12 protein-coding genes and 1 tRNA gene are annotated in these 13780 nt (G+C 54.8%); 4 read left to right on the top strand and 9 right to left on the bottom strand.

Annotated features, from left to right (window positions below; translation table 11 throughout):
• Nucleotides 1-53: 53 nt before the first annotated feature.
• The 7 genes from ACE3MN_RS24560 to aspA form a co-directional block, all read right to left on the bottom strand.
• Nucleotides 54-129 (bottom strand) — tRNA-Phe (locus ACE3MN_RS24560).
• Nucleotides 130-244: 115 nt separating this feature from the next.
• On the bottom strand, nucleotides 245-2332 hold the full coding sequence (locus ACE3MN_RS24555; protein WP_049099389.1) for a DUF1176 domain-containing protein: 2088 nt from the start codon (nucleotides 2330-2332) through the stop codon (nucleotides 245-247).
• A gap of 67 nt (nucleotides 2333-2399) precedes the next feature.
• A complete protein-coding gene (locus ACE3MN_RS24550) occupies nucleotides 2400-2975 on the bottom strand; it encodes a transcriptional regulator (RefSeq protein WP_004871181.1) in 576 nt (191 codons plus the stop codon).
• Nucleotides 2976-3010: 35 nt separating this feature from the next.
• Complete coding sequence (locus ACE3MN_RS24545; protein ID WP_102649967.1) at nucleotides 3011-4768, bottom strand: protein-disulfide reductase DsbD; 1758 nt, start codon at nucleotides 4766-4768, stop codon at nucleotides 3011-3013.
• Complete coding sequence (gene cutA / locus ACE3MN_RS24540) at nucleotides 4744-5067, bottom strand: divalent cation tolerance protein CutA (RefSeq protein WP_004109254.1); 324 nt, start codon at nucleotides 5065-5067, stop codon at nucleotides 4744-4746. The genes ACE3MN_RS24545 and cutA overlap by 25 nt, the downstream gene beginning before the upstream one ends.
• Before the next feature lie 94 nt (nucleotides 5068-5161).
• Nucleotides 5162-6463 (bottom strand): anaerobic C4-dicarboxylate transporter, encoded by a 1302-nt coding sequence (locus tag ACE3MN_RS24535; protein WP_004871172.1) that lies wholly within the window; start codon nucleotides 6461-6463, stop codon nucleotides 5162-5164.
• 118 nt (nucleotides 6464-6581) lie between these two features.
• On the bottom strand, nucleotides 6582-8018 hold the full coding sequence (gene aspA, locus ACE3MN_RS24530) for an aspartate ammonia-lyase (protein WP_004097898.1): 1437 nt from the start codon (nucleotides 8016-8018) through the stop codon (nucleotides 6582-6584).
• Nucleotides 8019-8356: 338 nt separating this feature from the next.
• On the opposite strand from aspA, the gene ACE3MN_RS24525 reads away from it, so the two are divergent.
• Nucleotides 8357-8833 carry an FxsA family protein gene (locus ACE3MN_RS24525; RefSeq protein WP_004097899.1) on the top strand — a complete coding sequence of 159 codons (477 nt, stop codon included), beginning with the start codon at nucleotides 8357-8359 and terminating at the stop codon, nucleotides 8831-8833.
• 15 nt (nucleotides 8834-8848) lie between these two features.
• Here ACE3MN_RS24525 and yjeH read toward each other — a convergent pair whose 3' ends face one another.
• The gene (yjeH, locus tag ACE3MN_RS24520; RefSeq protein WP_024360233.1) at nucleotides 8849-10108 is read right to left on the bottom strand and encodes an L-methionine/branched-chain amino acid transporter; all 1260 of its coding nucleotides are present in this window, start codon (nucleotides 10106-10108) and stop codon (nucleotides 8849-8851) included.
• A 234-nt stretch (nucleotides 10109-10342) separates the two neighbouring features.
• Between yjeH and ACE3MN_RS24515 the strand changes: the two genes are divergently transcribed.
• The 3 genes from ACE3MN_RS24515 to ACE3MN_RS24505 all read left to right on the top strand — a co-directional run bounded on the left by ACE3MN_RS24515 (nucleotide 10343) and on the right by ACE3MN_RS24505 (nucleotide 12814).
• Nucleotides 10343-10636 (top strand): co-chaperone GroES, encoded by a 294-nt coding sequence (locus ACE3MN_RS24515; RefSeq protein WP_003855929.1) that lies wholly within the window; start codon nucleotides 10343-10345, stop codon nucleotides 10634-10636.
• A 43-nt stretch (nucleotides 10637-10679) separates the two neighbouring features.
• Nucleotides 10680-12326: a chaperonin GroEL gene (gene groL, locus ACE3MN_RS24510; RefSeq protein WP_004871165.1), complete on the top strand. Its 1647-nt coding sequence runs from the start codon at nucleotides 10680-10682 to the stop codon at nucleotides 12324-12326.
• 134 nt (nucleotides 12327-12460) lie between these two features.
• Nucleotides 12461-12814, top strand: a complete 354-nt coding sequence (locus tag ACE3MN_RS24505; RefSeq protein ID WP_004871163.1) for a DUF4156 domain-containing protein — start codon at nucleotides 12461-12463, stop codon at nucleotides 12812-12814.
• Nucleotides 12815-12916: 102 nt separating this feature from the next.
• Here ACE3MN_RS24505 and yjeJ read toward each other — a convergent pair whose 3' ends face one another.
• Nucleotides 12917-13771: a YjeJ family protein gene (gene yjeJ / locus ACE3MN_RS24500; protein WP_024360234.1), complete on the bottom strand. Its 855-nt coding sequence runs from the start codon at nucleotides 13769-13771 to the stop codon at nucleotides 12917-12919.
• Nucleotides 13772-13780: the final 9 nt, after the last annotated feature.

Here is a 13780-nt window from a genome sequence, read left to right as displayed (position 1 = left end):
TGTCCGGTCGTAGAAAAGCAAAAACCCAGCCATAGGCTGGGTTCTCTGAATAGTGGTGCCCGGACTCGGAATCGAACCAAGGACACGGGGATTTTCAATCCCCTGCTCTACCGACTGAGCTATCCGGGCAACGGGGCGCATTAAACCGTAATCCGTACGCCCCGTCAATCAAATTTCTCGTTTTATCTACTGGTTGCTTAACTTTGCGGCAATTCTGCGCCCAAAGGCGCTTTTTTGCTGAAAATTACATCATACCGTTGTCGCCTTCGCGGATTTTCCAGCCGCTGGTCACCGAGATAGCGCGGCGCAATCCGGAGATCGCGTAGTCGCCAACGATGTCTTCGTCATCGCGCGGCGAGCTGAGCGTGATTTCCGCGTCGACGCCGTGGCGATAGGCGCCATGGTGGCTAAAGATGGTGCCGATAAAACATTTATCGTTGAGCCAGACCGGGATATACGCCACGGTTTCGTAGATATAGTTCGATGGTACGCCGCTGTAGTAGTTTTCCGCGTCGTCGGATGACGTGCCAGGAGGAATAGGACAAATCGGCGCGTCATTGTCGCTCTGCGGCTTATCCTTGAGCAGGCTGCTCTGCATCACTTCCAGCGACTTCAGCAGGTCTGATTTTTCCCTGTCATTCAGCGCCGGCGTCAGGGGTTGACCTTTTTCCGGCGAGCTGATGTCGTTGAGGGTGTAGCGGTAGCGGATCGTCACTGCTGGCGTACTGCCTGAGGGGCCAAACGGGCGCAAGAGATAGAGATTATCTTCGCCAAACTGGCCGTTGTACCAGAGCGCATAAACTTGGCCATTAATGCGTACCCAGTGGCTCCACTGGTTGGCGCCGCGGCCGTTAAGAGAGTAGAGCGCGCCCGGAACGCCTGCGTCAAAATCATCGCCGTTGCCGCTATCATCGCTGTTGACCGCAGCAAAAGCGTCGTCGCTGCGTTTTAATATCCCGGTATAGCTAAAGAGTCCGGTACCGCCGACGTAGCTGTCGATGATTAAATCACGTTTACCGTCTCCGTCGAGGTCAACCAGCGTAAAGCTGACTTTGCCGTTTTCGGAGTCGGCGCTGATATCGGACTGGAGAAACGTCTGCCACTCATCATCGCTGATATCGGCGGAGGGCTTCGTCGTCGAGACCAGAGAGTCGTCCGCGTAGGTCAGCGTAAAATGGCTGACGTTGCCGCTGAGGGGAAACTGCTCGGCGATCTTATTCAGATCCAGTTCAGGATTGACCTTCTGCTCTTTTAACACCGCGTTGTATAACGCTTTCAGCGCGTTGTTATCGGCATCTTTCTGCTGCTTTGGGATAACCTGGCCCACAAAGGTGGGCAGCATCCACGCGCCTCCGGGGGCGATTTCCCGGCAGTCACCGGTGGTGTACTTCAGGCTCTGGATAAACGTTTTACCGTCCCAGACGCGCTCTTCGCCGCTGATGCAGTCGGCGATACCGCGGCCTTTATTGAAAAAGGTGAGCACGCCGTCGGCATAGCTGGAGGCGTCGGTGGTGACCAACTGAGGCGGGGTCATAAATCCTTTGTCCACGACCCACACTGCATAGCCGTCGTTGTAGGCCGCGCGCCAGCACAGGGCCTGAATCAGCGTGTGGTTTTTATCCAGCGGGGTTGCGGTGAGTTGGCGCTCAGACGCCGGGATATCCGCGTTTTGCCAGTCGTCACAATGGCTGTTCAGGAGCGGGACGAGCTGGGGAAGGAGTTTCTGCCGCTGCTTTGCCGTCAGCGGCGCGGTAGCGGCATCGTGAACCGCCGGCGCGGCGATAATTTCCGGCGCGGGCGCTGCCGTTAAAATATTGTCATCACCGGCGTCGCCCTGGCGTAACAGCGCATCGGCAGTGCCCAGGCGCCGCTGGAACTCATCCATCTTCAAAAATACGGCGCTGCTGCCTGCGTCGGAAAGCGTCTTACGCTCGCCGTTAAGCGCCAGCTCAATTTTGCCGTTGTGCTCAAGGGCCTGAATCAGGGCCGCCGTCTGGGTATCATCGAAGCGAAAGTGGCTCTCGTCGGCGACCTCAAGCGGACCGTGATCCCGATCGTCAATAAACAGGTTTACCGCGGCATCGGGAGGAATATCGCGTTCGGTTTGCGCGAAGGTCGCGACAGCGATGACGTGCTGCGCCGCGCCCGCATTGCGGGTCAGCAGAACGCTGACTTCGCCCACGGTGGTGCCATACCCCGCGGCCCGACAGGTCCCGGTGTTGTCGCAGGCGAGCTCCCAGTCTTTATGCGCGAAAGAAAAGCCTTGCGGAGAGGCTGCCAGGAGCGGTGTTGAACACAGCCCCATGGCGGCAAGCCAAAGAAGAGAGCGCATATCAAACCCTGTCAGCATATCGATGAAGGGGAATTATATGCGCGATGAATCAGTTAAGATATCGGAATCAGGTCAGGGCGCCGCCCATACGGCACTGGGCAAAACGCAAAATGTCTTCAGCCAGGCGACGCGCGGTATCGACGTCCGTCTGGCTGCGTTTGATCAGCAGTCGGCTCAGGCAGCCTTCGATGATCAGCTCCATCTGCTTCGCGACCATTGCTGGATCGTCAACTTCGAGCTGGCTAAGCAGTTCGTGGGTATAGGCCAGCGAAGCCTGCTTTTGCTGCTCGGCCAGCTGATGGATCGGATGCTGAGGGTCCGGGTAAAAAGTACAGGCGGCGATAAACAGGCAGCCGGGATAACGATGGTTGCTCACGCAGGTGGTCAGCGCGGCGTAGCGGGCCAGCAGCTTCTGCTCCGCGCTGAGCGACTCGTCCAGCAAAAGCTGGCGGCGCCAGGCATCGACCTGATGGCTGAGATAGCGAAGCGCGTCATATAACAGCGCCTCCTGGTCAGGCCAGAAACGTTTGAGGTCATTGAGCGGGTAAGCCACGCGCTCGGCGACCATTTCAAGCGTGGTGTTAGCGATACCCTCGATTTCGAGGATTTGGATGGCTTCACCCAGGACATCTTCACGTTGCACGGTCTTTTCCTCCATTTTTCCTCCTACAGTGTCGCTCACGGTTGTCGATCGCGCAAATGGGCGCTGAATGCCGCGGCATCCATAAAGCCGGTGACGCGCTGCGCGGGCTGCTCCTCGCCCCGTTCGTTGAAAAACAGAATCGTGGGCAAGCCGAGCACCTGGAGGTGCTTCAGCAGCGCCGCGTCCTGCTCGCTATTCTTCGTGACATCAACCTGCAGCAGAACGGTCTCTTTCAGGGCCTGTTGAACGTCAGGTGAACTGAAGATGTATTTCTCGAACTCTTTGCAGGCCACGCACCAGTCGGCGTACAGATCGAGCATCACCGTTTTGCCTTTCGCCTGCGCCAGCGCCTGATTGAGCTCATCGACGTTATGGATGCGGGTAAACTGGAGATGGGCCTGCTGTTGGGCGACCGGCGCATCGAAAGCCCAGTCCTGCAGTGGACGGGCGCTGACCAGCGCGGCGCCGAGCATCGCTATTTGCACGATACGCAGCCAGGGGCGCGTGCCGCCCAGTGAGGTGATAAACGCCCAGCTAAAAAAGGCGACGCCCAGCAGCGACCAAAGCCGCAGGCCCCACGGTTCGCCCACGATACGCTCCAGTAAAAAGACCGGCAGCGCGAGGATCACAAAGCCAAAGGCGGTTTTGACGTGGGCCATCCACGGGCCGCTTTTCGGCAGCAGGCGGTTACCGAATACGGTCACCAGGATCAGCGGCAGCCCCATTCCGAGCGCGTAGAGGTACAGCGTTCCGCCGCCCAGCCACAGATTACCGCTCTGGGCGATATAGAGCAGAATGGCGCTCAGCGGCGCGGTGGTGCATGGCGAGCAGATTAATCCAGCAATTGCCCCCATGGCGAATACGCCGCCGGTTGAACCGCCCTGGCGTTTGTTGCTCATCAGCGTCAGACGCGTTTGCAGCGACGAAGGCAGCTGGAGCGTAAATAGACCAAACATCGACAGCGCCAGCAGGATAAACACCACCGACAGGCCAATCAGCACATAAGGGTGCTGCAGCGCCGCCTGGAATTGCAGGCCCGCAGCGGCAACAACCAGCCCCAGCGAGGTGTAGGTTAAGGCCATACCCTGAACGTAGATAAAGGCCAGCAGCAGCGCGCGGGCGGTGGAGAGGCGTTTTTGACCGCCCAGCACGATACCGGAAATGAGCGGATACATCGGCAGAACGCAGGGGGTAAACGCGATGCCGATACCAATCAATAGCGCCCACAGCGCGCTAAAGGGCAGATCGGCGCTTTTTTCGTCCGTAGCGGGGGGCGCAAGGTCAGCGGGTGACTCGACCGGCAGCGCCGGGCGCGTTTCCAGCGGCAGGGGCGGATTAAGCATCGGTTTTTTATCGCCGGATTGCGCCAGCGCGTTGCCGAGCGGCACGATTTTGGTTTCCGGCGGATAGCAAAAACCGGCATCCGCGCAGCCTTGCCAGGTGACGGTCAGGGTCGCCCCGGCGGCGGCGTGAGTCAGAGTGACCGGCACGGTCAGGCGCTGGCGGTAAATTTCGCTTTTACCGTAAAACTCGTCCTCATGCCATTCGCCTGCGGGCAGCGAAGGTTCGCTAAACGCCGCATCGGCGGACGTCAGCTTTATCTGTTTACGGTAAAGATAGTAACCATCCTTGATTTGCCAGGTCAGATTAAGGTCGTGTTGATTCTGCTGAAAATCGAAGGCAAAAGCCTGGTCAGCAGGAACAAAGTTCGAACGGCCAGGGGCGTCGAACAGGCCGGCAATGGCCGAAGTGCTGCAAAGCAGCAGGATCAGCGTAATGATGCGTTGAGCCATGAGAGGTAATCGTTGTCTCCGTGAATAACGGGCAGAACCAGAAGTTCAGGGGTTTGATACGGGTGATGGGACTTCAGGCAGTCCAGCAGCGCCTGCTGATGGGCAAGGTCGGTTTTCAGCAGCATTTGCACTTCATACTCCTGCTCCAGTTTTCCTTCCCAGTAGTAGAGCGATGTCGCTCCCGGCAGGAGAGTGGCGCAGGCGGCGAGTTTTTCCGCCAGCGCTTTGGCCGCCAGGTCCTGGGCGGTCGCTTCATCCGGCGCGGTACAGAGTACAACAACAGCATCAGGCGTAGTCATCGTGAACCTCGTATCAGCGAAAAGAGGCACTATAGCACGCAAGGTGGGGAGGATTAACGCAACGGGCCAGGATCTGGCCCGAATTTGAAGAGATTTACAGCATGATGCCACCGAAAATAAACCCGAGGATCACGCACAGCGTAATGGCGATGACGCCGGGGATCAGGAAAGCATGGTTAAAGACGTATTTGCCGATGCGGGTTGAGCCGGTGTCGTCCATTTCGACCGCCGCCAGCAGGGTTGGGTAGGTCGGCAGAACGAAAAGGGCGGAGACGGCGGCAAACGAGGCAATGGCGGTAAGCGGGCTCACGCCCAGCATCAGCGCGGCGGGCATCAGCGCCTTGGTGGTCGCAGCCTGGGAATAAAGCAGGGTCGCGGCGAAGAAGAGCACCACCGCCAGCAGCCACGGGTAGTTGTGCAGCAGGTCGCCCGCCACGGTCTGGATATCGCTGATGTGGGCTTTGACGAACGTATCCCCCAGCCATGCGACGCCGAGAACGCAGACGCAGGCGCTCATGCCGGATTTAAAGGTGCTGGCGTTGAGGACTTCACCAGTGTCGATTTTGCAGGTAATGCTTATCAGCGTCGCGATTGTCAGCATAAATACGACGATCGCTTCGTTACGCGGCAGGACCGGGTTCTGGATCAGGCCTACGGTATCGCTAATGGCGGTGGCGTAGAACATCACCGCGATGATACCAATCAGAAACAGTAAGACCGAGCGTCTGGCGTGCGGCTTCAGTTCAAAAACCTGGCTACCGCGCAGTTTGACTTCCCCTTTTGCCAGTCGCTCCTGATAAATCGGATCGTCTTTCAGCTCGCAGCCGAGGAAGTTACAGACGATGGCGGTAAGCATGACGGCAATCAGGGTAACCGGAATACAGATCGCCAGCAGGGTCAGGTAGCTGACGCCCAGCGGCTCAAGAATGCCGGCAAAAAAGACCACCGCTGCCGAAATCGGCGAGGCGGTAATCGCAATCTGCGAAGCGACCACCGCGATAGAGAGCGGGCGCGAAGGGCGGATGCCCTGTTCTTTTGCCACTTCGGTGATCACCGGTAGGGTCGAGAACGCGGTATGCCCGGTTCCGGCAAGTACGGTCATAAACCAGGTGACCAGCGGGGCGAGAAAGGTGATGTATTTGGGGTGACGCCGGAGCATTCGTTCGGCGAGACTGACCAGATAGTCCATCCCTCCGGCGACCTGCATGGCGGCGATAGCGGCGATAACCGCCATAATGATTTCAATGACGTCGAAGGGGATCGCGCCGGGTTTAATTTGAAAAACGAGAGTCAGGACGAGGACGCCCAGGCCACCGGCGAAACCGATGCCGATGCCCCCCAGTCTGGCTCCCAGATAAATAGCCAGCAGGACAATAACGAGTTCTGCACCAAACATATATGCCTTCCTTGTTTTATTAACAAGTTGATATTGGGTTGTTGTGATTTAGTAAATCAATAAGAACAAAAAAGGCATGTCATCGCTGACATGCCTGTGGTAAGTCTACTCTGAAGACCTATTGTTCGCTTTCATCGGTGTAACGCTTCGCTTTATAGGCCGGGTGCATCAGGTTCTGCGCAGAGAAGATGTCATCCAGCTCCGCTGCGGTCAGTAGCCCGCGCTCAAGCACCACGTCCCTGACGCTCTTGCCCGTTTCGGCGCAAATCTTGCCGACGATATCGCCATTGTGGTGGCCGATATACGGGTTGAGGTAGGTGACGATGCCAATCGAGTTATAGACGTAGCTTTCACATACCGCTTTGTTGGCGGTAATACCGCTGACGCATTTTTCCAGCAGGTTGTAGCAGGCGTTGGTCAGAATATGAATAGATTCAAACATCGCCTGGCCAATCACCGGTTCCATCACGTTCAGCTGCAGCTGGCCCGCTTCGGAAGCCATGGTGACGGTGGTGTCGTTACCGATCACCTTGAAGCACACCTGGTTGACGACTTCCGGGACCACCGGGTTAACTTTGGCGGGCATGATGGAAGAGCCCGCCTGCAGTTCAGGCAGATTGATTTCGTTCAGGCCAGCGCGTGGGCCGGAAGAGAGCAGGCGCAGGTCGTTACAGATTTTGGACAGTTTTACCGCCAGGCGCTTCAGGGAACTGTGGACCATCACGTAGGCGCCGCAGTCGGAGGTCGCTTCGATCAGATCTTCTGCGGGTACAACCGGCAGGTTGCTGACTTCCGCCAGTTTTTGTACCGCTAACTGCTGATAACCATCCGGGGTGTTCAGGCGGGTGCCGATAGCGGTCGCGCCAAGGTTCACTTCCAGCAGCAGTTCCGCAGTGCGCAGAATGCATTTGGTCTCTTCGTTAAGCAGAACATTAAACGCGTGGAACTCCTGACCGAGGGTCATCGGCACCGCATCCTGTAGCTGAGTCCGACCCATTTTCAGAATGTCCTGGAACTCAACCGCCTTCTGCTGGAAGCCTTCGCCCAGCTGGTTAATCGCATCGATCAGCTTGAGGATGGAGGCGTAGACCGCGATGCGGAAACCGGTCGGGTAGGCATCGTTAGTGGACTGGCATTTATTAACGTGGTCGTTAGGGTTGAGGTACTGATATTCGCCTTTCTGGTGGCCCATCAGCTCAAGGCCGATGTTGGCCAGTACTTCGTTGGTGTTCATGTTTACGGAAGTGCCCGCGCCGCCCTGGAAGACGTCGACCGGGAACTGGTCCATGCATTTGCCGTTATTCAGGACCTCATCGCAGGCGGCGATAATGGCATTGGCAACGCTTTTGGGGATAGTTTGCAGCTCTTTGTTAGCCTGCGCAGCGGCCTTCTTCACCATCACCATTCCGCGGACAAATTCAGGGATATCGCTGATTTTGTTGTTGCTGATGTAGAAGTTTTCAATCGCTCTCAGAGTATGGACGCCGTAGTAAGCGTCAGCTGGAACTTCCCTGGTACCCAACAGGTCTTCTTCGATACGAATGTTGTTTAACATGTGAACCTTCTCTTTCAAGCTGCCTATGAATTCACCAAATACGCAGAATTTATCGGATCTAGCGCATTTTCTGGCCGCAGATTATTTCCTTAATCGGCCCGGTACCCACGATCATATGCTGATGATAGCGAATATCAGCCGCCCTGATCACTTATTATGTAGTGAATCTTATAAGAATTATTAATCTGTGAAATGGGTCACCGGTTTTCTATTGTTGAAAAAAATAAGCTTTTTTTACGATTGAAAAGTGACGTTTTGGCCCAACATCTTTTTGATGCGAATAGCACATCTATGACTACGGGCGCCGACGCGGGCGTCTGTTTATGAAGGAGACGCCGGTGCGTTGGATTCCGTTAATTGCCGTTTTTTTATACGTTTACATTGAAATCTCGATCTTTATCCAGGTCGCCCATGTGCTTGGCGTCCTGCTGACGCTGATTCTGGTGATCTTCAGCTCGGTGGTGGGGATATCGCTGGTGAAAAACCAGGGTTTTAAAAACCTTATGCTGATGCAGCAGAAGATGGCGGCGGGGGAGAGCCCGGCCGCTGAGATGATCAAAAGCGTGTCGCTGATTATCGCCGGTCTGTTGTTACTTCTGCCGGGGTTCTTTACCGATTTCCTGGGTCTGCTGCTGCTGCTGCCTCCGGTGCAGAAGCATCTGACCTTGAAGCTGATGCCGCATCTGCGTTTTAGCCGGATGCCTGGCGGCGGGTTTAGCGCCGGAACGGGCGGCGGCGATACCTTTGAAGGCGAATATCAGCGTAAAGACGACGAGCGCGACCGTCTCGATCATAAAGACGATCGCCGCGACTAACATCCTCCAGGCCGGTTACTCCGGCCTGGAATACCTCTCTGCCAGCCGGCGCTTCGGTAAAAACAGCCACAGTCCCGCCAGCATGATAAACGCGTACAGACTCTTCCAGCCAACCATCGCCAGCAGCACCAGGCACAGTACGCTGCCAAACGCCGCTAACAGACGATAACGTCCCTGAAGCAGACGGCAGCCCGCCAGCATGCACAGCAGATAGATCATGATAAAAATGCCGTTGGCGTAGACGATCAGCGCATCAAGGTTGATATTGAGCGCATAAATGCACAATGCGCTAATCACGCAGCAGCCGAGGACCGCGTTCAACGCGTTACGCGGAATTTGCCGCGGCGACAGGCGGGACAAATAGCTATCGGGTTTGTGCTGCGCCTGCGACCAGACCAGGCGGGCAAAGCTCTGAATATAAATATTGAGGCTGGCGAAGCAGGCGAGATAGCCGATAACGCAGGCGATCCATAGCGCCTGAACGCCGAACAGGCGTACCACGATATTGGGTAGCGACGCGGCGGCGGCCATCTCCTCGCCAAAGGCATGAAAATGCAGGACCAGCACGGTACAGGCCCAGTAGACTGAACCCGCCAGTAACAGGCCGATCATCAGCGCGCGGGGGAAATCGCGTTCCGGCTGCTTAAATTCAGAGGCCAGGTGCGCGAAGGCCTCAAGACCGACAAAACACCAGAACATCACCGAAAGGGCAGAAAAAAGCTGCGAACTGTCGATATCAGAAGGCGGCGGGAAGGGGATCTGTGCTGGGTTTATCGCGCCGCGCCACCAGATGGCGACAATCAGGGCGACAATCAGCACGGCAACCAGCGTTTGTAGATTGGCGCTGGAGCTGGCTCCGCGAGAACCGACCCACCAGATAATCGCCAGCGTTCCCAGCTCGGCCAGCAGCAGCTGGCTGTCGTGCCAGCCAAAGAGCGCCTGACCAAAGCCGGTGGCGATATGCAGGGCAGCGGGTAACCCAACCGGGATCACCGATAAAAAGAGCCAGCCGGTGACGCGCGCCAGGCGCGGGCCAAAAGCCATATGCACAAAATGCGCTACGCCGCCTGCGCTGGGAAAGTGGCGGCCCAGCGTGGCGAAGACGATAGCGATGGGAAACACCAGTAAAATCAGTGCGGGCCAGGCCCACAGGCTGTTATCGCCGGCGACCAATGCCGCCAGCGCCGGAACGGCGAAAACGCCGGTTCCCAGTAATGATGTGGAAAGTAGCCCCACTCCTTGAGCAAGCCCCAACTCCTGTTTTAAACCACTCATGATTCAACCTTGCGCCCGGCAAAAAAGGGATGGTATCACAATCGCTTTTGCTTATGACGTCAGCTGAGGGCGGCAAATTAGTGTGCGTCTGAGCACGTGGACAAATTTTTTTTTGCTTTTCCCCTTGAAGCGGGAAAACCCCATCCCCATCTCTCAGGGCACTAGCCGGAAAACCGTGTGCGGACCGGCGTCATCCATAACTGATAATGACTTTCTCAAAGGAGAGCTATCAAAATGAGTATTCGTCCGTTACATGATCGTGTGATCGTCAAACGTAAAGAAGTTGAAACGAAGTCTGCTGGCGGCATCGTTCTGACCGGTTCTGCGGCAGCAAAATCAACTCGTGGCGAAATCATCGCTGTCGGTAAGGGCCGCATCCTGGAAAACGGAACCGTGCAGCCTCTGGACGTTAAAGTTGGTGACATCGTCATTTTCAACGATGGCTACGGCGTAAAATCCGAGAAGATCGACAATGAAGAAGTGTTGATCATGTCCGAAAGCGACATTCTGGCAATTGTTGAAGCGTAATCCGCGAACGACACTGAACATACGAATTTAAGGGAAAGATAAAATGGCAGCTAAAGACGTAAAATTCGGTAACGACGCTCGTGTGAAAATGCTGCGCGGCGTAAACGTACTGGCAGACGCAGTTAAAGTAACCCTGGGCCCGAAAGGCCGTAACGTGGTTCTGGACAAATCCTTCGGTGCGCCGACCATCACCAAAGACGGCGTGTCCGTAGCGCGTGAAATCGAGCTGGAAGACAAGTTCGAAAACATGGGCGCGCAGATGGTTAAAGAAGTTGCCTCTAAAGCGAACGACGCTGCAGGCGATGGTACTACCACCGCAACCGTACTGGCGCAGGCTATCATCGCTGAAGGCCTGAAAGCCGTCGCTGCGGGCATGAACCCGATGGATCTGAAACGTGGTATCGACAAAGCTGTCGTAGCCGCTGTTGAAGAACTGAAAACGCTGTCCGTACCGTGCTCTGACTCTAAAGCCATTGCTCAGGTTGGCACCATCTCCGCTAACTCCGACGAAACCGTAGGTAAACTGATCGCTGAAGCGATGGATAAAGTCGGTAAAGAAGGCGTGATCACCGTAGAAGACGGTACCGGTCTGGAAGACGAACTGGACGTGGTTGAAGGTATGCAGTTTGACCGCGGCTACCTGTCTCCGTACTTCATCAACAAGCCGGAAACCGGTGCTGTTGAGCTGGAAAGCCCGTTCATTCTGCTGGCTGACAAAAAAATCTCCAACATCCGCGAAATGCTGCCGGTTCTGGAAGCCGTAGCGAAAGCTGGCAAACCGCTGGTTATCATCGCTGAAGACGTTGAAGGCGAAGCGCTGGCGACCCTGGTGGTGAACACCATGCGCGGCATCGTTAAAGTGGCTGCGGTTAAAGCACCGGGCTTCGGCGACCGTCGTAAAGCTATGCTGCAGGACATCGCAACGCTGACCGGCGGTACCGTTATCTCTGAAGAGATCGGTATGGAGCTGGAAAAAGCGACTCTGGAAGACCTGGGTCAGGCGAAACGCGTTGTTATTAACAAAGACACCACCACCATCATCGATGGCGTGGGTGAAGAAGCTGCGATTCAGGGCCGCGTTACTCAGATCCGTAAGCAGATTGAAGAAGCGACTTCTGACTACGACCGTGAAAAACTGCAGGAGCGCGTGGCTAAACTGGCCGGCGGCGTTGCGGTAATCAAAGTCGGCGCGGCTACCGAAGTTGAAATGAAAGAGAAGAAAGCACGCGTGGACGACGCCCTGCACGCGACCCGTGCTGCGGTAGAAGAAGGCGTGGTTGCTGGTGGTGGCGTAGCGCTGGTTCGCGTTGCTGCTAAACTGGCTGGCCTGACCGCTCAGAACGAAGATCAGAACGTCGGTATCAAAGTTGCGCTGCGCGCAATGGAAGCACCGCTGCGTCAGATCGTTTCCAACGCTGGTGAAGAGCCGTCTGTTGTTGCTAACAACGTGAAAGCGGGCGAAGGTAACTACGGTTACAACGCCGCTACCGAAGAATACGGCAACATGATCGACTTCGGTATCCTGGACCCAACTAAAGTGACTCGTTCTGCTCTGCAGTACGCAGCATCCGTTGCTGGTCTGATGATCACCACCGAGTGCATGGTCACCGACCTGCCGAAAGGCGATGCTCCTGATTTAGGTGCTGCTGGCGGTATGGGTGGCATGGGTGGTATGGGCGGCATGATGTAATCGTGCGCTATACCCCTTAGAAACAAGGAAACCCTCGGGCAGAAATGCTCGGGGGTTTTTCTTTTTGTCGTCTTTTTAGTATAAGGTTGTACATCCGGGCCAGTGCGTCCAGCTCATTGATCGTGGGGAATAACATGCAGGTAAAATATTTAGCAGGGATTGTCGGCGCAGCATTGTTGTTAGCAGGTTGCAGCTCCAGCAACGAATTGACCTCTGGCGGCCAGAACGTACGCTTTGTTGAAGATAAGCCGGGTTCTGAATGCCAGCTGTTAGGGACCGCGACCGGCACGCAGAGCAACTGGCTATCCGGGCAGAATGGGGATGAGGGAGGCTCTATGCGCGGTGCGGCAAACGCCCTGCGTAACCAGGCGGCAGCAATGGGCGGCAACGTGATTTACGGCGTCAGCAGCCCGACGCAGAATCTGCTGTCGAGCTTTGTCCCGACCGATAGCCAAATGAACGGCCAGGTTTATAAGTGCCCGAACTGATTTAACTGCGGGTTATCCCTCTCCTGATGGAGAGGGGAACCCGGGCAACGGCTGGAAAGGTAGAGCCGTTTTCTACGTCCTTGTAGATGCCCAAATTAGTAACTAATTAAGCCTGGTTTGCATTTTAAGACAAAATGCGTGTAATTGGTCCAGACATTCCTCTTTTGTTAATATTTTCCCCGGTTGGCATGCGATGACCTCATAAAAGGTTTCACATAGCGGATATTTTTCCTGGATAGCTTTAAATTGCGGAGTTAATTTAGCCACTTTCTGAGTGATACTTTCTATGTCATGCGGGTTTGATAGGGCATTAACTTTAATTACTGCACCTGCGAGATTACTTTTTCCTTGCTCAGTTTCGAAGCAATAAACTACTGTAACATAGTCTGAATAAATGTCTTTTTTCCATGGTTCATGATGCACTTCTTTATAATTTAAGCATTCAAGATTCGTTAAATCAACGGAGTAAATTAAAATAAAATCGAGCAATGAACCAATGAGTTGTGTGATCTCATTATCTCCGATAGTATTAAATGATTGTTGAATTGCAACGATAATGAATTCAGTTTGAGTGTCATCTATATCTAGCGTTATTATTTTATCATTTTGTAATATAGCAACAAGTGTAAATTTATCATTTTTGAACTTTGGGGCTAAGCCTGTAACTAAGTATCCTGGATCGGGCTGCATGGCTTCTGCAGTGACAATCTCAGGCGTATTCGCAGATAATGACTCAATGCTGGCCATGATTTTAGATTTATATACTTCATGGTTATCAGATAAATACTGGGAAATTTTAAGCATCCGGAAGCGTAGAATGATTAGTAAGTCAATTAATGTAGTGACTTGCATATACATTATATGCTGCTTATCGTTAGTATCTTTAATTTTGAACATCATTAGACACAGATGTTCTCCATGTTTAATCGGTGCAGTGTTGAGTCCTTTGAGTATCATATTATATGG

Source organism: Klebsiella grimontii (assembly GCF_042137965.1).
Taxonomy (GTDB): Bacteria; Pseudomonadota; Gammaproteobacteria; order Enterobacterales; family Enterobacteriaceae; genus Klebsiella; species Klebsiella grimontii.
The sequence above is the reverse complement of the archived record's forward strand: the minus strand, read 5'-3'. Positions and strand labels throughout refer to the sequence as shown.